This window comes from Streptomyces sp. NPDC001663 (assembly GCF_042893105.1).
Classification (GTDB): domain Bacteria; phylum Actinomycetota; class Actinomycetes; order Streptomycetales; family Streptomycetaceae; genus Streptomyces.
On record NZ_JBIAUR010000021.1, the window covers coordinates 135,050 to 152,794 of the forward strand.

11 protein-coding genes and 2 pseudogenes are annotated in these 17,745 nt (G+C 69.0%); 5 read left to right on the forward strand and 8 right to left on the reverse strand.

Translation table 11 applies throughout. The features are described 5' to 3' along the window. Positions 1-12: 12 nt before the first annotated feature. Positions 13-507, reverse strand: coding sequence for a substrate-binding domain-containing protein (locus tag ACFY1L_RS46810; protein ID WP_388839881.1), 495 nt, complete (start codon positions 505-507; stop codon positions 13-15). Here ACFY1L_RS46810 and ACFY1L_RS46815 point away from each other — a divergent pair. Further along, entirely contained in the window at positions 487-1,791 is a 1,305-nt protein-coding gene (locus tag ACFY1L_RS46815; protein ID WP_388839884.1) for an MFS transporter, read from the forward strand. The two genes, ACFY1L_RS46810 and ACFY1L_RS46815, sit on opposite strands and share 21 nt — an antisense overlap. Here ACFY1L_RS46815 and ACFY1L_RS46820 read toward each other — a convergent pair. The 3 genes from ACFY1L_RS46820 to ACFY1L_RS46830 all read right to left on the reverse strand — a co-directional run bounded on the left by ACFY1L_RS46820 (position 1,775) and on the right by ACFY1L_RS46830 (position 7,050). Further along, a complete protein-coding gene (locus tag ACFY1L_RS46820; protein WP_388839887.1) occupies positions 1,775-2,191 on the reverse strand; it encodes a hypothetical protein in 417 nt (138 codons plus the stop codon). The genes ACFY1L_RS46815 and ACFY1L_RS46820 overlap by 17 nt on opposite strands. 347 nt (positions 2,192-2,538) lie before the next feature. Further along, entirely contained in the window at positions 2,539-3,192 is a 654-nt protein-coding gene (locus ACFY1L_RS46825; RefSeq protein WP_388839890.1) for a hypothetical protein, read from the reverse strand. A gap of 129 nt (positions 3,193-3,321) precedes the next feature. Continuing rightward, the gene (locus tag ACFY1L_RS46830) at positions 3,322-7,050 is read right to left on the reverse strand and encodes a hypothetical protein (protein WP_388839893.1); all 3,729 of its coding nucleotides are present in this window, start codon (positions 7,048-7,050) and stop codon (positions 3,322-3,324) included. Positions 7,051-7,313: 263 nt separating this feature from the next. On the opposite strand from ACFY1L_RS46830, the gene ACFY1L_RS46835 reads away from it, so the two are divergent. From ACFY1L_RS46835 to ACFY1L_RS46850, 4 genes and pseudogenes are all read left to right on the forward strand, one after another. After that, positions 7,314-8,258 carry a ribosome-inactivating family protein gene (locus ACFY1L_RS46835; protein WP_388839896.1) on the forward strand — a complete coding sequence of 315 codons (945 nt, stop codon included), beginning with the start codon at positions 7,314-7,316 and terminating at the stop codon, positions 8,256-8,258. Positions 8,259-8,928: 670 nt separating this feature from the next. Continuing rightward, a pseudogene (locus ACFY1L_RS46840) lies at positions 8,929-10,138 on the forward strand (IS110 family transposase). After that, positions 10,135-10,617, forward strand: coding sequence for a hypothetical protein (locus ACFY1L_RS46845; protein WP_388839899.1), 483 nt, complete (start codon positions 10,135-10,137; stop codon positions 10,615-10,617). The pseudogene ACFY1L_RS46840 and the gene ACFY1L_RS46845 overlap by 4 nt, the downstream one beginning before the upstream one ends. 363 nt (positions 10,618-10,980) lie before the next feature. Beyond that, positions 10,981-11,472: a cupin domain-containing protein gene (locus tag ACFY1L_RS46850; RefSeq protein WP_388839902.1), complete on the forward strand. Its 492-nt coding sequence runs from the start codon at positions 10,981-10,983 to the stop codon at positions 11,470-11,472. Positions 11,473-11,592: 120 nt separating this feature from the next. On the opposite strand, the gene ACFY1L_RS46855 is transcribed toward ACFY1L_RS46850, so the two are convergent. From ACFY1L_RS46855 to ACFY1L_RS46870, 4 genes and pseudogenes are all read right to left on the reverse strand, one after another. Further along, positions 11,593-12,672, reverse strand: coding sequence for a phosphotransferase family protein (locus tag ACFY1L_RS46855; protein ID WP_388839905.1), 1,080 nt, complete (start codon positions 12,670-12,672; stop codon positions 11,593-11,595). Positions 12,673-12,799: 127 nt separating this feature from the next. Beyond that, positions 12,800-13,696, reverse strand: a pseudogene (locus ACFY1L_RS46860) (transposase). A 94-nt stretch (positions 13,697-13,790) separates the two neighbouring features. After that, positions 13,791-14,732: a glycosyl hydrolase gene (locus ACFY1L_RS46865; protein WP_388839908.1), complete on the reverse strand. Its 942-nt coding sequence runs from the start codon at positions 14,730-14,732 to the stop codon at positions 13,791-13,793. A gap of 55 nt (positions 14,733-14,787) precedes the next feature. After that, positions 14,788-17,589: a PDZ domain-containing protein gene (locus tag ACFY1L_RS46870; protein WP_388839911.1), complete on the reverse strand. Its 2,802-nt coding sequence runs from the start codon at positions 17,587-17,589 to the stop codon at positions 14,788-14,790. Positions 17,590-17,745: the final 156 nt, after the last annotated feature.

Below are 17,745 nucleotides of genomic sequence, written 5' to 3' on the forward strand. Positions count from 1 at the left end.
CAGGGGGCAGTCTCAGGGCCCGACTTCGCCGCTGCCTCGCATGACGAGTCTGCTGGGCACGGTGACGAGGCGTGGCGGCGCGTCGGCGTCGGCGATCCGGTCGAGGGCCAGACGAGCGGCCTGCCGGCCGACCTCCTGCGGGTCGCGGACCACCGCGGAGACGCCGAGGCCCTTGGTCAGGTCCGTCTCGTCGAGGCCGACGAAGGCGAAGGCGTGGTGCCCAGCGAGCCGTTCGACGAGGACGCCCGTGCTGATGCCGAGGTTCAGCGCGAGCACGGCCGTGGGGGGCGCGGGCTGGTGGAGCAGTCGGATCACCGCGTCGCGCGCCTGCTCGGGGGTGGTCAGATCGCCGACCACCAGCCGAGGATCCTCCTCGACCCCGGCCTGGGCGAGGGCGCTGCGATAGCCGCTGAGCCGCTGGGTGGCGCGGAAGGAGTCGAGGCGGCCGGCGAGCGCGGCGATACGGCGGTGCCCGCGTTGGAGGAGGTGTCCGCACCCGCACCACACGACGCGCCCGCCGCGCCCGACAGCAGAGAAGCCGGTCCGGAACTGTCCGCCCGGCTCACCGGCCAGCGCGTCGGCGGCGGCTTCACTGCCCTCTACATCCTCGCCATGATCGGCGTCTGGATCGCCCTGCTCACCCCGGCCTCGGTCACGCTATCCCTGCGCATCGCCGACCTCGACCCCGGGAACAAGGCTTCGTCGCTGGCTCTGGTGGCCGGGGTCGGCGCGATATTCGCCATGGTCTCCAACCCGCTCTTCGGCCACTTCAGCGACCGCTGCACCTCCCGCTTCGGACGCCGACGGCCGTTCATCGTCATCGGTACCGTCGTAGGCGGTGCGTCCCTGTTCGTCATCGGCACGGCCCCCAGCATCCCCGTCGTACTCGTCGGCTGGTGCCTCACCCAGACCGCGATGAACGCGGCCATGGCCGCACTCATCGCCGTACTGCCGGACCGAGTGCCCGAAGGACGCCGCGGCACCGTTTCCGGCCTCATGGGAATGACGAACCAGGTCGCCACAGTCGGCGGCACCTTCCTGGTCACCGCGACCGGTACGCACGGGCTGAGCATGTTCGTCGTGCCCGCCGGCATCGGACTGGTGCTGGTCGCCGTCTTTGCCGTCTATCTGAAGGAAGTCCCCCAGCGCAAGGAAGCCGCACGCTCCATGTCATGGCTGGAGATCCCGCGCGGTCTGTGGATCAACCCGTTGCGTCACCGTGACTTCGCCTGGGCCTTCGTGAGCCGCTTCCTCGTCTGGACCGGCAAAGCTCTCCTGCTGACCTACAAGACGTACTTCCTCATGGACCACCTCGGGTACACCTCGTACGAGGCCGCGTCCATCCTGAGCTGGTCCATGCTCGTCCTCGCCGTCGGGGTCGTGCTGGGCAGCAACGTCAGCGGGTGGCTGTCCGACAAGCTGCAGCGCCGCAAGATCTTCATCGCAGTGGCATCCCTCTTGTTCAGCACCGGCATGGTCGTCATCGCTCGCTCCTCCACCGTGACCGGCTTCGTCGCGGGCGTCGCCGTCGCCAGCATCGGGCAGGGCATCTACGTGGGCGTCGACTTCGCACTCGTCGTCTCTGTCCTGCCGGACAGCGAGACCGACGCTGCCAAAGGCATGGGACTGTTCAACATCGCCAACGCCCTGCCGCAGAGCATCGCACCCGCCATCGCCCCCCTGTTCCTCACCATCGGTGGCGGCGAGAACTACGCGGCGCTCTACCTCAGCGCCGGAGGATTCGCGCTCCTGGGCGCGCTCGCCGTCGGTTTCATCAGGGCGGCCCGCTGACGCTCCGGGCCCGGTTGGCCGCAAGATGCGGTTCGCCGACGCCCCCGCAGTACGCCTGCGCGACACAGACCTGACCTGTGTCGCACAGGCATGAGCCATTGAGCTCCTTTGGCGTTGCCGCTCCAAGGTGCGGTAACAAGGTGAGGTAGAGGGAGGGGCCGGGTTTGGTACGGAAGTCGGAGGCAGCCGGACAGGTCGTCTCGGCCCAGGTGATCTGCTTCGAACCGCTGCGGCGGCGAGGCGGTTCGAGGTAGTCCTCGCCCAGGCTGATCAGCGTGAAGGCGCGCGCGAGGGAGAACTGGCTGTGCAGGTACTCCAGGTCCAGCAGGCCAGCCGACTCGAAGAAGCGCCATCCGGTGCCCACGACGTCGGCAAGACGACCCGGACCCCCCGAGAGCATCACCGGACGATGCCATCCCAAAGCTCACGAGCGGAATCCACTCCCGCCCCGCTGGATCCGCCTCCGTCCCATCGCCGACCAGCGCCTGCGGGGCAGGAGTGGACCAGGGAACAGTAGACCGAGGCATAAGAGGCTTGCGCGTCCCTGACGCCGGCCCAGGAACGGATCAGCGAGATCTGCTGGTAGCTGTACGTGGGCGCGGTCCAGCTGCCGCAGGTGGTGCAGCGTGTCCGTAGGGCGTGGGTTCCCTGCATTGCGGATGCCTTGCAGCGTTTCCGCATGCCGACGTGCCGCCCCACCGGCCGGCTGGCTGGCGGCCGTGGGGCGGCACGGTCTCCTCAAGCGAGTCAGCACTTCCAGGTCGCCCAGTACCACTGACCCTTCATCGAGCCGTCCGAGTTCATCACCGGCGTGGTGATCTGCACGCCTCCGCTGCCCTGGCCCGGGTAGTACCAGTAGTAGTGGCCGTCCTTGCGCTTGCCGTAGTGGACCTCCAGCCAGCCCTGGGAGTGCCGCCAGTACGGGGCGAACCAGTACCCGCCCGCCTCGTGAGGCTGGATGTTGCTGCTGAGCGTGGTGCTGGCGCTGGTGGTGGTGCCCACCTCCCACTTCTCGGTCTGCGACGCGCTTGCGGACACGCCCGCCTCGAACGTGTCCTTGAGGCCGGCGGACACCTCCACCGACGTCTCCTGCTGGAAGGAGTATGAAGTGGAGCGGTCGGTCCTGAAGGTGATGTCGAAACGCAGCGGGCCGCTTCCCGCGCAGTTGTTCACCGTGTTGCCGACCTGGCGCCGCTTGCCCAGCGCGGTCCAGGCGTTGACCTGGTGGTACTGGCACAGGTCGGCGTTGTTGTGGTTGCAGTCCCAGATCACGTCCGGCTTGTCGTCACCCCAGCCCGGGCTGGTGTTGGCGTTGGCCGTACCGGTGGCGAAGGGGAGCATGAGCAGGGCGAGGGCGGGCGCCAGCAGGGTGCGGCTCAGGTTCCGCTTGGACAGCTTCATGGTCGTAACTCCTGGTTGTGCGTCGGCGTCGAGCGCCTGGCGTCACTCAGGAGCGTTACCTCCCAGAAGTTGATCGGACAGTCGCCTCCCTGAGTCAATCAATTGCTTGAACTGGGCAAACGCCATTGCTCACGGACGCGCCACGGACCTGTTACACACCCGCCGGTATTGCGCGTCCGGTACGTACGTCCGCCACTGCTCCCGCGTCAGGCCGGCGACCGCGCGGCTGCAGACGCGCCGGAGCGCCCGGCCGGGGTCGACGGCGTACCGCTGGAGCGGGACGTGCGCACTGCCCGCGTACAGGGTCGTGCCGTCGGCTGAGAAGGCCAGGGACTCGATGCCGTCGCCGGGTGTGGTCAGCGAGGTGCCAAGGGGCTGGTGGCTCGCCACGTCCCACAGCTGCACGCTGCCCGCGTCGCCGCCGACGGCGAGCGTTCTGCCGTCGGGGCTGACGGCGACGGCGGTGATCGCCTCTGGGTTGTCGTCGAGCGGTGCCGGGAAGACGTTGCGCAGCACACCGGCGTGCCGGGGCGCTCTGCCGTCCGAGAGGGCGACCCGGCCCGTCTGGTCGCCGACGGCGAGCAGCGAACCGTCGGCCGAGAAGCCCGCCGCGCCCACCTGCTCGCCCTGTACGAGGTCGTCGGTCCTGACGTTGCCCGACGGCAGCGCGGCGAGCCGTCCGTCGCCGACCAGCAGCCGGCCGTCGGGACGGAGGGCGAGGTGGACGCTTGCCATGCCCGGAAGTACCGCCGTCCTGCGGCCGGCCGTGGTGTCCCAGGCTTCGTCGTACAGGTCACCGGCGGCCTGGGCGCGGGCGGCGTAGAGAGTGCGTCCGCCGGGTCCGAGGACAGCCTGCAGTACCGGGTCTCCGGGAAGGTCCAGGGCGCTCCGGGCGCGGCGGCGGGCTGTGTCCCACACCGTGAACGGCTGCGCGACGGCCTCCCGGCCGGGCGCCGAGACGCCATACGCGAGCGCCGTGCCGTCGGGGCTGAACGTCAGGACCGCGAGGGTGTCCTGGAAGGTGACCGGGTCGGCGGGGTCCCGGGAGACCGGCACGTTCACCGGGGGTAGCGTGCTCAGCAGACGGTCGTCGGCGGTGGCGCGGAGCCGGAAGAGATAGTGGCCACCGGACCGCTCGGCCGTTGCGTACGCACGGCCGTCGGGGCTGTAGCGCACGGCGTCCAGCGGGGTGCCGTGCCAGGCCGGGGTGACCGCCGGGCCGAGGTCGAGGGTGTGGACAGTGCCGCCCGCCAGGTAGCGCAAGGTGCGGCCGTCCCGGCCCCAGACCAGGCCGTCGTAGAGATGTTGGTTGTTCAGGGAGTACCGGAAGACGGGCGCCCCGGGAACAGAGAGCCGCCACACCCGGATCTCCCCCGCGCCGGCCGTCGCCAGGAAAGCACCGTTCGGACTGAAGGAGGTGTAATGCGTCCCGGTGTCAGCGAGATCGGCTATCCGTCGGCCCGTTCCGGTGTCCCAGATGCGCACCCCGGTGCCGGTGACGGCCACCAGCCGGTCCCCGCCGAATGCGAGAAACGTGGTGTCCTCGTCGCAGAGCCGGTCCCGCTGCCACGCTCCCGGCACGACGCGGCGACGGGAGGTGTCCCACAGCTGCGGGGCCCGCCCGGCGGAGCAGACAGCGGCCCGCCGTCCGTCCGAACTCAGCGCCTCGACCGTCGTGTCCGAGGCCTCGGTCTCGAACAGCACGCGGCCGTCCGTGACCGAGCGCAACCGCACCCTGGCCCCCTCGGTGGCCAGGAAGGCCCGGCCGTCCGCGGTGAAGCGGACGTCGCCGAGGAGGGGCAGCCGGACCGAGCCGCCGGTCCACCGGCCCGTGGCCGTGTCCCACAGCCGTGCCCCGTCCTTCCCGTCGACCACGAGCACCCGCGCGTCCGGGCTTGCCGCGACGACCGTGCCGTCGGGCAGCGGGCCGGAGCCGATGCCGCGGTGCGCGGCCACATCCCAGGTGCGCCAGGTATGACCATCCACGGCGCTGAGCAGGGTGCCGCCGGTGGCAGCGAGAGAACGCCAGACGGAGCTGCCGGGTACCGGATCGGTGAAAGTGTCCGTCTCCCGCTGGGCGAGAGAGCCGAGCAGAGCGCGGCGGGTCTCGGGCAGCTCCGAGATGCGCCAGGCGGCCGCACCGAGCAGCAGCGCGGTGCGTGGGTCGGTGGCGCGGAGGGAGTCGGCAACATCGGCGACCCGGCGGGCCGTCTCCTGGGTCCGCCGGCGCAGGTTGTCGTCGCGTTCCCGGCAGACGGCGAATGCGCTGATCAGCGCGACGACCACCACGACGGTCAGCGTCACGGTCAGCCGCCGGTGCCTTCGGCTGATCCGGGCTGCGGCCCGGCGCTCCGCCGCCCGGGCGCCCAGCGCGGCGGACAGGAAGTCCCGCTCCGGCACCGTCAGCGCCGGGTCGGCCACGTGGTCCGGGAACAGCTCCTCGGCGCGGGCCAGCCGGGTGCCCCGGTACAGCGCGCCGGGGTCGCGGCCGTGCTCCAGCCAGGTGCGGGCCGCGTCGGCCAGCATCCGGTGGTGCCGCAACCGCTCCCGGTCCTCCTCGATCCAGCCGTACAGCCGGGGCCAGCCGGTGATGAGAGCCTCGTGGGCGAGCTGCACATCGTCCTCGTCGGCGGCCAGCAGCCGGGCCCGGATCAGCCGCTCCAGCACGGCCGACACGTCCGGGTCCGCCCATTCCTGCAGCTCGGCACGTGTAAGCGGGCGTCGGGTGTCGGAGGTGCCCTGGCCCGGCTCGACCATCCGCAGCAGTAGATGCCGGGCCGCACGCGCCTGGGTGGGCGACAGGCTGCTGTACACCTCCTCGGCGCTCGCCGCGATCGCCCCGCGCACCCCGCCGGCGGCCTCGTATCCGGCGAGGGTGAGCATGCGGCCCTTGCGGCGGCGCCATGTTTCCAGCAGGGCGTGCGAGAGCATCGGCAGCCCGCCGGGTTCGTCGAGAACCTCGTCCACCAAGCGGGCTGTGAGCGTCCGCTCCACGAGACAGCCGACCGCCTGGGCCGGTCCGACCACCGCCTCCCGCAGTTCCTCCGCGGTCATCGGGCCGAGCAGTACCCCCGCGCCGCGCAGTGCGTCCGCGAGGCCCCGGTGCTCGGCGCAGCGGGCGTAGAAGTCGGCGCGTACGGCGACCAGCACGCGGAGCCGGGCGTCCGGGTCACGGGCGGCCAGCAGCAGGTCGAGGAAGCGGGAACGTTCTTGCGGGTCACGGCAGAGGGTGAACACCTCTTCGAACTGGTCCACCACGACCCAGCTCTCCGCCTCCTGAGGAGCAGGGCTGAGCAGGTGGCCATAGGTCGTGGCAGGGGCGGCTCCCGGGGTGAGGATCCGCAGCACCACCGGGTCACGGCGGGTCGCGATCTCCTCCTGCAGTCGGGGTATCAGCCCGGCCCGCAGCAGTGAGGACTTCCCGCTCCCCGACGGCCCGAACAGCACCGCGAGTCGGTGTTCGCCCACCAGCTCCCCGAGCTCGTCGATCACCCGGTCCCGGCCGAAGAACAGATGACGGTCGTTCGGTTCGAACCGGGCAAGGCCGCAGTACGGTGCGGGCGCGTCCGCAACGACCTCGGCGACGGCCCGACTCGCCTCCTGCTCCGCCTCTTTCCATCGGGTCTCCCACTCGGCCGGGTCGCCTCCGCAGGCGCGGACGTATGCCTGGACCACGGCGAGCGAGGGCAGCCGTTCACCGGCCCCAGCCTGTGACAGCGTCGTCGCCGAAAAGCCGGCCGCCTTCGCCATTGTCCGGTACGAGGGACTCCCGGCGGCCTTCCGCAGCTCCCTCAACTCATGCGCGAGCTGCTGCACGGGACCGGCTGACGGGTCCACGGGTCTCTCGGGACGGCCCATGCGCTCGTACCTCCATGCACCTGGCGAAAGCGACATCAAGGGTTTTGACCCTAGGTGTCATCCCATGACGACCAGGTTGATCACAGGTGACGTATCGGTGTCACCAATCAATCCGGTGGGGGGAGACGAATTGATTGCCCTAGGTGAACGGGGGTGCCGTTCAACTGCACCCAGGCGATTCTCGGTGGAGTCGGGCCGTCGGCGTCCGGCTCCGGCCGGGCAACTCTTGCGGCCACTTCAGACCCCGATGATCGGAGCAACCCATGCGTTCCAGCCTCGTGCGCCACCTCGGCCTCTCGGCGATCCTTCCGTGCGCTCTCGCCGGCGCGGTCGCACTGTCCGGCCTCCCCTCCCTTGCCACCACCGGCGCGGCCCCCGCGACCAAGGCAGTGCAGATCAACGCCCAGGAAGTGGCGCAGACCAACTTCCCGCAGATCCACTGGAACGTCGATGGCGGCTCCGCCGCCTACCGCCAGATGCTCAGCGAGCTGGACGAGCTGACCCGCAGCACGGCCAACGCGCGCCTCAGCGATGCGGTCGTCAACACGCGAAACAACCGGGTGACCGTCACCATCCTGGACAACACCAGAACGAACCGCTTCGCCGACATCGTGATCAGCGCCCCTGGGCACTTCGCCCCCACCGTGCACGCCGTTGTACGCCTCAGTGACCTCTATGTGGTGCGGGTCTACACGGTCCGATCGCCCCACAACCGCGTCCTCAACCTCGCGAGCGGCCTCCCCAACGCGTCCAGCACCGATGACAACTTCTTCGTCGGCAGGGAGGGCTACGACGCTCTCTCCCGGGTCGGGAACCAGGCGCTGACCAGCGTCAACATAGGCCCAGGCTCCTTGGCGGGGGCGCTCGGCGCCCTGGCAAACCTCAACTCGACCCGCGCCAACCAGGCCCGCTCCCTGCTCACCCTCATCTTCAGCATCTCGGAGGGAGCTCGCTTCCGCAACCTCGCCGACCGCGTCGCAGTCAGCCTCGACAGCGGGAACGCGACCAACTTCAGCTACCAGCAGATCTCCCTGATCCGTGACTGGGCCGGCGTCAGCAAGGTCTTCGTCAGCCACACCAACCACACGGACGACCAAGCGAGCACAAGTGTCGCCGGGGCCACCATCGCGGACGCCCGCCAGGCCGCGGCCCTGCTGGCGATCGCCCTCAACAACGGACCCAACCCCAACCCCAAGGACGAACTCTGACCACGTCTACTCGGTCACAGGTCTCACGCCCGGCGTCCACACCGTCAAGGGCGTGATGACCGGCGGTCAGTACATGATCGTCGACGCGTTCACCGTCCACAGCTGACAGCGGCCGAACCCTGCGGTCAGCTGTTCCGCAGAGTGTGTCTGGACCCATGCTCGCGCCTGACGGTCGGCGATGAATGCGACGGCCACGGCGGGCTCCGTGTACGGGGACCGGAGACGAGACCCGGCCGCGGTCTCGTGTGGCGTCGGCGAGTCCGCGGCCGGGTCGTTCACCGCACCCGCCACGTCCCCACGGGTGGTGCGGACCCGGGCACGCAGCCGCTCACCTCGCGTGTCCGGGGGTCAAGAGCCATCTCCTTCGCGGGGCTACGGGATGACCGTCAGCAGCGTGCTGCCGACGGTCCTGGTCCGGTCGCCGTACTCGACCAACCCGAGGTAGGTCCGGCCGGCCGCAAGGTCGCTCCGTAAGTTGTTTAGCGGTCCGGAAGAGTGGGGTGTGGCTCTAAAGTCGCTTGCCCCCGGTGGCTCCGGTGGAGTGGCCGCCCCGCTCTTCGGGACGCCCAGGCCGCTGATTGAGATGTGCGAAACGGTCGCTGTTTACGGAGCTGACGGCGGGGTGTCCTCGGACCGAACCGGCACGCTACCCGAAGCCGAGGAGACGCTCATGACCACGCGGTTGCCCCGTTTGTGGGTCGGAATCGACGCCAGCAAGGCCCACCACTGGTGGGTCGCGGTCGACGACACCGAACAACGGTATGGAACAAGAAGATCCGCAAGACGAGGCCGCGCTCCTGACAGGCCTCGATGAAGCCCTCCGCCTGGCCGACCAGGTGCACTGGGCCGTGGACATCACCGGCACGCCCTCCGCCCTGCTCCTTGCGCTACTCGCTTCGCACGGCCAACGGGTCGTCTACGTGCCCGGCCGGACAGTCAACCGCATGGTCGGCGCCTACCGCGGCGAGGCCAAGACCGACGCGCGCGACGCCTACGTCATCGCCGACACTGCCCGTCTGCGGCGGGGCTTCGCCCCTGTCGAGGCACGCACTGGCCTCGCCGCGGACCTGGCGCTGCTCACCGCACACCGCTCGGACCTGATCGCCGACCGGGTCCGTCTGCTCAACCGCCTCCACGACGTACTCACCGGCATCAGCCCGGCTCTGGAGGCGGCTTTCGACTACGCCGACCACAAAGGTGCCCTGGTTCTGCTCACCGGATACCAGACCCCTGCTGCCCTGCGCCGCTGCGGGCAAGCCCGCCTCGCACGCTGGCTCGCCGCCCGAAGCGTGCGCGACCCCGACACGGTGGCCGCCACCGCCGTCACTGCCGCACACGCCCAGCACATCACCCTGCCCGGCCAGGACACCGCCGCATGCATCACCGCGGACCTCGCCCAACAGACCCTGGCCCTGGACGACCGGCTCAAACAGCTCGACCGCCAGATCCGCGACGCTTTCCACACCCACCCGCAGGCCGCCGTCATCGAATCGCTGCCCGGCATGGGCGCGATCCTGGGGGCTGATTTCCTCGTCGCCGTGGGTGACCTCGCGGCCTACCCCGACTCAGGCCACCTCGCCTCCGCCGCCGGCTTGGTCCCGGTCGCCAAAGACTCCGGACGCCGCACCGGCAACCTGCGCCGGCCACAGCGCTACAGCCGCCGCCTGCGCCGCGTCTTCTATCTCTACGCCCAGACCAGCATCATCCGCGACGGCCCCAACCGCACCTACTACCTCAAGAAACGAGCCGAGGGACACAAACACATCCCCGCCGTCATTGCCCTCGCTCGCCGCCGCGTCGACGTCTTATGGGCACTGCTCCGCGACAACCGCCTCTTCACCGCCACCCCACCCGCGCAGACGACCACCACGGCAGCTTGAACCCTGGTGATCTGGCGTCAACACTCGTCGTCTTCTTGGAAGACCGGCACGCGAAGGCGCTGGTGAGGCTTCCGAACGGCACGAAGACCAGCCTGCCTCACGAGTGCCTTGACCTCGTTGGAGCCGGAGAGAACCTGCCCGATCACGTGTCCCGTGACGATCTCACCTCGGGGCCGGTTCGCGAGCGCTACCGCCGGCCTGTTCCCTCCGACGGCAATCCGCTACTCAGCACGCTGGCGGGGGCCATGGCACATCTGGTGGCGGCAGTCGACACCAGCACGGAGGAGGAAGCCTCACCGGACGCGGCGTCCAGATGGTTCGAGTACCCGGCTTACCTCTTCGACCGCCTCAGTCCAGTGGACCGCCATCGACTCGCAGAGCTCTTTCATGACGCGGCCATGAAGGAACCAGAGGGACCGTGGCGCAACGCACTGCTGGAGGTCCCGGACGGCTTCGGCCTCGACGAAGACGAAGCCTGACCGCCGAGGTCCCCTGTCCTGGACAGAGTCATTAAGACTCCACCGCCGGTGCCCTGTCACGGCGCTGAAGGTGCAGCCGTGAGGCGGATCGTTGCCGTCGGCCGGTCCATCGCCGCGCTGACGGCGGCGGAGAGCCTGCAGGCCGGGGCTCCGGCGGACAGGCGACCGTCCTGTCCGAAGAACCTCACCACGCGTTACCACCCACTCCTGGTCGACAAGCACATCAGCCCCGGCCCCGACCACCACCGGCACAACCCGAACATCGTGGATGGCCGAGCCAGCCTAGCTAGGACGTCGACGTGCTCAGGTGAGGCCGCCGCAGCCCGAAGCGATCAAACAGAATCGCTGGGCCACAATGACGCCATGACCGACAGTCCTTCCCGCAAGGCGCCTCGTCCGCTTCTGCGTCGCCCCTCGGACGGCGAGCTCATCGATGTCGCCGGCGTCGCGCACTTCTTCCGCCTCACCAGCGAGCAGACAGACGGACGCTTCGCCTTCGAGGAGTTCAGCCTCGCGCCGGGCACCATCGGAGCCAGGCCCCACGTACACGAAGGACACGACGAATACTTCTACGTGCTTGAAGGCGAGTTGACCCTCCACACCGGGGACGGCGAGGTGACAGCCGGCCCGGGGTATCTCCTCGCCGCGACCCGCGGCACCCCTCACGGCTTCCGCAACGAAGGCCCCGCTACCGCACGAGCCCTGTGCCTCTACACCCCGGCCGGCTACGAGAACTACTTCCGCGACGTCCATCGTGCCGTGAGCGCCGGCGCCGAAGCGACCGACCAACTGCTCGCCGAATTCCGCAGCCGCTACCGGACCAGCTCGTACCCGCCTCCCTCAGACGTGCATTGAGGAGCGCTGACGCTGTTCTCGGAGCTAGGGCCCGTCTGGGGTCGTGATCAAGATGCCGAAAGCCGCTCCACAGAACCTGGCCATTGGTCCGATGCCCCCTGGCGCGTCACGCCCACATAGCTACCCGAGCCGCTCGACGGCGTTCTGGGCGCGTTCGATGCCTTCTGCGATGTCACTCTCGATGCCTGTTCGGATACTCGAGCCAAGGTCCTCCCTCCTGGCCGCAGCCAGTCCTGGGCCCAGCCGCACCTGAACGGCCCAGGACACTGCCCACAGGTCGATGACCCGACGAGCCGCGCGGATTACGGTGTCGTCCGCGCCGCCGTCGCTGAGTGCCCGGCAGTAGGAATCGATGATCAGCGTGTCGAATTGCCCTCGTGTGAGCGAGCCGGTGCTTCCGCCCCGAGCGCGGTAGTTGCTGAGAAAGGTCGCGATGTCGCCGCCGATCGGCCCGGTCCCCGCTTGAGCCCAGTCGATGAGGAGGAGACGCCCGTCGCCGGACCAACCAGCGTTGTCGATGTGGAAGTCGCCGTGATTGAAGCCGGTTGGCGCGGCTGCCAGTTCCCCGGCGTAAGACGCTGCATTGTCGAGCAGCCCTAGCCCGCACCGTAGGGCTTCGACTGACAGTACAGACCGGTGGTCGCCGTGGTCGTCCAGGGCAGCGAGGACCTGCTCTCGGGCGAGAGGGACGTGGTGTCGAAATGCGTCGAACTCGTTGCTCCTCCAGTCGACTTTCGGCTCAAGCGACGGAAGATCACCCTGGTGCAACTGACTGATCGACTCTGCCGCCCGGACGGCCCGCGTCACTTCCCAGGTGACGTCAAGGCAGGAACCTACGTCCTCAAGCCACAGGCATACGGCCTGGTCAATGTAGTCGATCGCGTGCAGTGTGGGGGTCACGATCTTCTTGGTCAGGGCCGACACCACACCAGTGCGGTAGACATCCACCTCCCGGTGCGCGCCGAGTGGTCCGCGTCGGAAGGCGCCTGGCACCTCATCGCTCTGCGCAGAGGCGATCTTCGCAATGACGAAGCGACCCCAGGACGAAGGACCACCCAGGTCGACGCGCACGATGGAAGCATCCGACAGCCCCGGTGACAGATCAGCGACGACATGCGCCGTGGACGGACTGACAACCTCGTGCCGATGGCCGTCGAGGAGTTTTCTGATCATCTCGTCCGTCGGCCTGATGGGACTCATGAAAGGGACCCTCGTCTCTGCAGCTCATTCCGACTCGGAGCCAGCCACACCGGCCTGGACACGTGACGGGTGGCAGCCGGTCATGCCCCGAGCCTGCCACGCTGTTGAGGTCTGCCTCCAACCGAAATCACGCGGGGCGGAAGCTTCGGAGCCAGATGACCGCACCGCGTAAGTGGAGTCCGGCCAGGTAGCTCTCATGTGTCTTGTCGTAGTGGGTGGCCAGTCCAGGCCACGCTTTGATCTTGTTAATGCAACGCTCCACCGTGTTGCGGTCGCGGTAGAGCTCGGTGTCGCAGGAGACGGGCCGCCCGCCCCGGCGGCCCTTGTTCTTGCGGTGGGCGGCCTGGTCGGTCTTCTCCGGGATCACCGCCTTGATGCGGCGTCTGCGCAGGTAGGCGACGTTAGCGCGGGAGGAGTACGCCTTCTCGCCGGCCACGGCGTCGGGCCGGGTGCGCGGCCTGCCCACCGGGCCACGGACCTTGACCTTCTCCAACACCGGGACGAACCGGGGGCTGTCGGCGGCCTGCCCCTCGAGCGGCCTTCAGACGTGCCCGGCGCTTGCGCCGCATCCGTCGCCGCTCGTCCCGCCGGGGATCGTCGGGTTCGCCGCCGACCGCGGCCCCTGACCCTTTCGTCCCCGTGCGCGGCCCCCTTTTGTCCTCGGCGGCCTCCTCCAAGACGGCCAGCACCTCCTCACGCACGACCATGCCGGCCGCGTCGTGGTGGGCGCGGGCCACCGAGGAGTCCACGCTGACCAGCGACAGGTCCACCTGCCCGCGCCACGCCGTCTCGGCGATTATCCCGTCCATCAGCCGCTCGAAGACGCCCGCGTCATGCCACTGCATGAACCGGTGGTAGACGGTCTGCCAGGCCCCATGTTCAGGCGGTATGTCCCGGTGCGGAATCGCCGGATTACGCCCGCGAACTGCTGCCGCAGCCGCTCGGGGTACGGGCCGAACCTGCCTATCGGCAGGAACGGCTCGATCAACTCCCACTCATCATCAGTGAGTTCCGCACGCGTCACGTCGGCGTTCTACCAGCTCGCAACGCGACCCGGAAACCAGATCCCACACCGTGATCCAAACCCGGAACACTCCCTAGTTGTTCCGCTTCTCGGGCTAGTCGCTCCCAGCGGGCAGGTCGAGTTGGACAGGCTCGTCGCGGTCGCAGTGCAGCGTACCGTCGACGACCCGGGCGGCGGCGACCTGGAGTGAGGAGCGGCGGGCGGTGTGGGTGCTGTCATCCTCAGCGGTACCGGCCAGGCGGCCAGGGTGGGTGAAATAGAAGATGTAGGCGATCTCCCCCTGGACGACCACGTCGGCATGGAGGCCGATGGTCCCGTCGTCGGCGCGGCTGCCCGGCTTGTCCAGGATCAGTCCCTGATGTTCCCAGGTCGTGAGGTCGTCGGAGCGCAGCACGCCCTGGCCGCGCCACTCGTCGACGAGCATCCAGTAGTGGCCGCCGAGTTCGAAGACGTTGGGGCCCTCGTGCGGGCGGTGACCGACCACCAGCCCGATCGGACGCCAGTCGTACAGGTCGGGGCTGTCGGCGGCGTAGGTCAGGGAGCCCCGGGTCTCGTCCTTGAACCACATGCGCCAGCCGCCACCCGGCAGCGGGTACACGCAGGCGTCGATGACGCGGTCGGAGCCGAGGTCCAGTGGCCCGTGGTGGGCCCACTCCAGCAGGTCCGGGCTGGTGTAGTGGCGGATGCAGGCGGGGCCGTTCCAGGCGTCGGGTACACCGCGGATGTAGCTGACGTACATGTGGTAGAGCCCCTCGTGCCAGATGATCTCCGGCGCCCAGAAGGTGTTGCGACCCCACTCGGTCTCCAGGCCGGTGAGGGTTCCCCGGTACGTCCAGGTGCGGCCGCCGTCCGCCGACGCGGCGACGCCCAGGTCGGTGCCGTGCACCCACGTGACACCGGGGCCGGGGGCGGTGGTTCGGCGGTTGGTGTAGACGAGCCACCACTCGCCGGCCTGGCGGTTCCAGACGGCGACAGGGTCGGCAGCCCCGTCGTACACAGGGTCACGGAATAGCGGGGCGCCGGCCACGGGGGTCACTGGGGGCTCCTTGTCTTGATGTCAGCGATACACATCGGGTGAGACGTCGGCCTGGCTAACCGTGGATGCGGAAGCCGTCCAGCGTCGCGTATTTGCCGCTGCGCTTGACCAATCGCACGGTGTGCTCACCGGCCGTCAGCCCCTCGGCGGAGAAGATCACCTGCTGCCCCTGACGCGTGGGGGATGTGGTGTCGATGACGCCCTGGGATGTGTCGTCCACGAAGATCTCCACGTTGCCCTGGTCGGAGTACTTCTCGCCGAGGACCTCGATGCCCGTGCCGTGGAAGGTCAGGGACGCGGAAGCGCCATTGGTGGTGGTGTAGTGGACGTCGTCGGCCAGGTCACCGAGGCCGCGGCCCGCAGAGAAACCCCAGGTGCCGGTGAACGCTGTGCCCGCCGTGTTGTTGACGGTCTCGACCCCGGCCGGCTTGTGCACGGTGAGGGTGGCGGCGGCCTGGTTGCGCCAGAGCGTCAGCATGATCTCCGAACCGGCGGGGAGTTTGGTGTACGGGCGCCAGAAACTGTTCCGGTCGGTGACCTTCGTGCCGTCGATCTCCCGGATGACGTCGTTGGCGCGCAGCCCCTGTTGGTAGGCGTACGAGTCGCCGGGGACGGTGGCCAGCACCAGGCCGTTGTAGTCGGTCAGTCCAGTCGAGGACTTGACCTCGTCCGAGTAGACCATGGTCACGGCCGCGCCCCACAGTGGCTCGGCGAGGGCTTTGTACGGGTCGGCCGCGGCGGCCTGCCACGTGAGCGGCGGCGGCGTGGGTGTGCCCGGCTTGCCGAAGCCGTCCATGGGGACGTTGCGGAATCCCAGGGCGAGCGCTGGGGAGCCGTCCGTGACGGTGTAGTCGAGCTTCTTCGGGTCGGTGAAGGGGTTGGAGCCGCTGAACTGCGGGTCGGCGACGACCGAGTTGACGTCGAGCCCCTGGGCACGCCAGGAGCTGCTGATGTCACGGACGGGTTTGCCGTCCGCCCAGAAGAGGTTCTTGTCGATGACCGGCTTGGACTTGGCCATGTCGACGCCGATCAGGTCGTACGGCTCGCCGGTGACGAAGACGTTCGTCTCGACCACGTCGCCGCAGTCCGCGAACCAGACGTGGAAGTGGGCACCCCCGTTGACGAAGATGTTGTTGCGGACGGTGCGGTAGAAGCCCTCGCGCAGTTTGACGCCGCCGTTGAGCAACAGGTTGTTCTCGATGAGGTAGTTGGACGAGCCGTCGTCGAGGTCGATGTCCCACGCGGAGTGGTGCCAGATCCGGTTGTGCCGGATGACGATGGTCTCGATCGCGTCCAGCTTGGCGTACCTCTTCTTCGTCGCGTCGTCGGCGTCCAGCGGCCAGAAGCGGTCGCGGCCCCAGGAGTTGAACGGGCCGTGGTCGGAGGTCTCCTTGACGGCGTTGAAGATGGAGTTGTCCTCGATCAGGTGACCGCCCCAGGTGCCGTCGTTGATGTTGACGCAGGCACGGGGGCCGTCGTGCATGGTGTTGCCCTTGACGGTGACGCGGCTGCTCATCGAGATCTGCACGTTCGAGGTCTGCTTCTCGAACTGCCCGTTGTCGTGCATGTGGTTGTCGCTGACGGTGATCTCACGCGGGTGGTTCTCGGACTGCGGACCAGGTGTGGTGTCGTCGATGCTCTTACGGAAGGCGTCCCAGGTGGACGGCTCGCGCACCGCGTCGGGGCGGCCGACGATCGCGACGTCCGAGGCGCCGGAGTGGTTGAACTCGTTCCGGGCGACGGTGTTGCGGCGGTTGTACCCGTCCATGAAGATCGCGTTGCCGCCGAGCTGGTCGAAGAGGGAGCCCTCCACGGTGATGAACTCGGTGTTCCGCAGGTAGACGGCGCCGGTGCGGGCAATCGCCCAGTCACCCAACTGGAGCTTCTCGTAGGGCGTGTTGAAGAGGGTGCGATGGGTCTGGGTGAAGGCGAACCCGGAGAAGGCCAGGTGCGCGACCGGCCTGCCGGGGCCTTCGCCCTCGACGTGGATCAGCTCGTTCAGTTCGGCGGTCTCGATCCGGGCCGAGGCCAGGTCGGTGCCCTCGGGCGGGTAGAAGTAGAGCTTTCCGGCATCCTTGTCGTAGAACCACTCTCCAGGGGCGTCGAGCTCCTCGAAGACGTTCTCCACCATGCGGTGGGTGCGGTGCATTCCGCTGCCGCGGTTGTTGTCGCCGACCCATTCCAGCTGCGGGGTGCCGTCCCCGTTCACACCGGTGATCTTGTAGCTGTTCCCGCCCCAGCCTCCCTGGTGGAGGGCACGGACCAGGCCGGTGGTGGGGTTTCGCCAGGTGGCCACGCGCGCGGGGGATATCGCGTCGGCGGCGGTGCCGCCGAGGACCTGGGCCTTGGGGTCGTAGCTGGGATAGCGGGCGAGTGTCTGGCGCTCACCGTTCAGGAACAGCCCGTCGAAAGCGAGGCCGGTGCCGATGTCGGCCACCATGATGCCGCCCAGGTACGCCTGCCAGGTCGGCCTGAGTATCCGGCCGCCGCTGAGCACGACCGTCTCGCCCGGCGCGGCCTCGTAGGAGACCGGAGTCGTGGCCGTGCCGGAGTCCTCGACACCGAAGGTGAGGGTCTTCTTCAGGTGGTAGGTACCGCCGTGCACGACGACCTTCACCGGTCCCGCCTTGGTGCGGGCGGCGACCCGTGCCATCTTCTGGGCGGCCTGCAGGGTGAGCAGCGGCCGTGCGGACGTGCCGGGGGCTCGGTCGCTGCCACGGGGAGAGACATGGATGGCGACACCGGGTGCGGCGGCGGTCCCGGCCGTGGCCGCAGCCGCTGTGCGGGACAGGGCGGCACTCGCGAGCAGGGCGGCCGCGGCGATCACAGGCCGCCGGGGGATTCTGGGGGACGTCATGAGGCTCCGTAGGTTGTCGGGCAGCCCGGGAGGGCCGGGCGTGGCTGATGAGGATCTGCCTTCAGTGGCTTCCAAGAAGTGGCCGCCTGGCTCTCCGGGGCCGCCTGGCTGCTGATGGAGACGTGCGCATCGGTCGCTGATTACGGAGACGACATC

Excerpts from the sequence above, each read along its gene's own strand:
- ACFY1L_RS46820 (WP_388839887.1), bottom strand. The coding sequence starts at position 2,191 with ATGCTCTCGGGGGGTCCGGGTCGTCTTGCCGACGTCGTGGGCACCGGA.
- ACFY1L_RS46825 (WP_388839890.1), bottom strand. The coding sequence starts at position 3,192 with ATGAAGCTGTCCAAGCGGAACCTGAGCCGCACCCTGCTGGCGCCCGCC.
- ACFY1L_RS46830 (WP_388839893.1), bottom strand. The coding sequence starts at position 7,050 with ATGGGCCGTCCCGAGAGACCCGTGGACCCGTCAGCCGGTCCCGTGCAG.
- ACFY1L_RS46835 (WP_388839896.1), top strand. The coding sequence starts at position 7,314 with ATGCGTTCCAGCCTCGTGCGCCACCTCGGCCTCTCGGCGATCCTTCCG.
- ACFY1L_RS46850 (WP_388839902.1), top strand. The coding sequence starts at position 10,981 with ATGACCGACAGTCCTTCCCGCAAGGCGCCTCGTCCGCTTCTGCGTCGC.
- ACFY1L_RS46855 (WP_388839905.1), bottom strand. The coding sequence starts at position 12,672 with ATGAGTCCCATCAGGCCGACGGACGAGATGATCAGAAAACTCCTCGAC.
- ACFY1L_RS46870 (WP_388839911.1), bottom strand. The coding sequence starts at position 17,589 with ATGACGTCCCCCAGAATCCCCCGGCGGCCTGTGATCGCCGCGGCCGCC.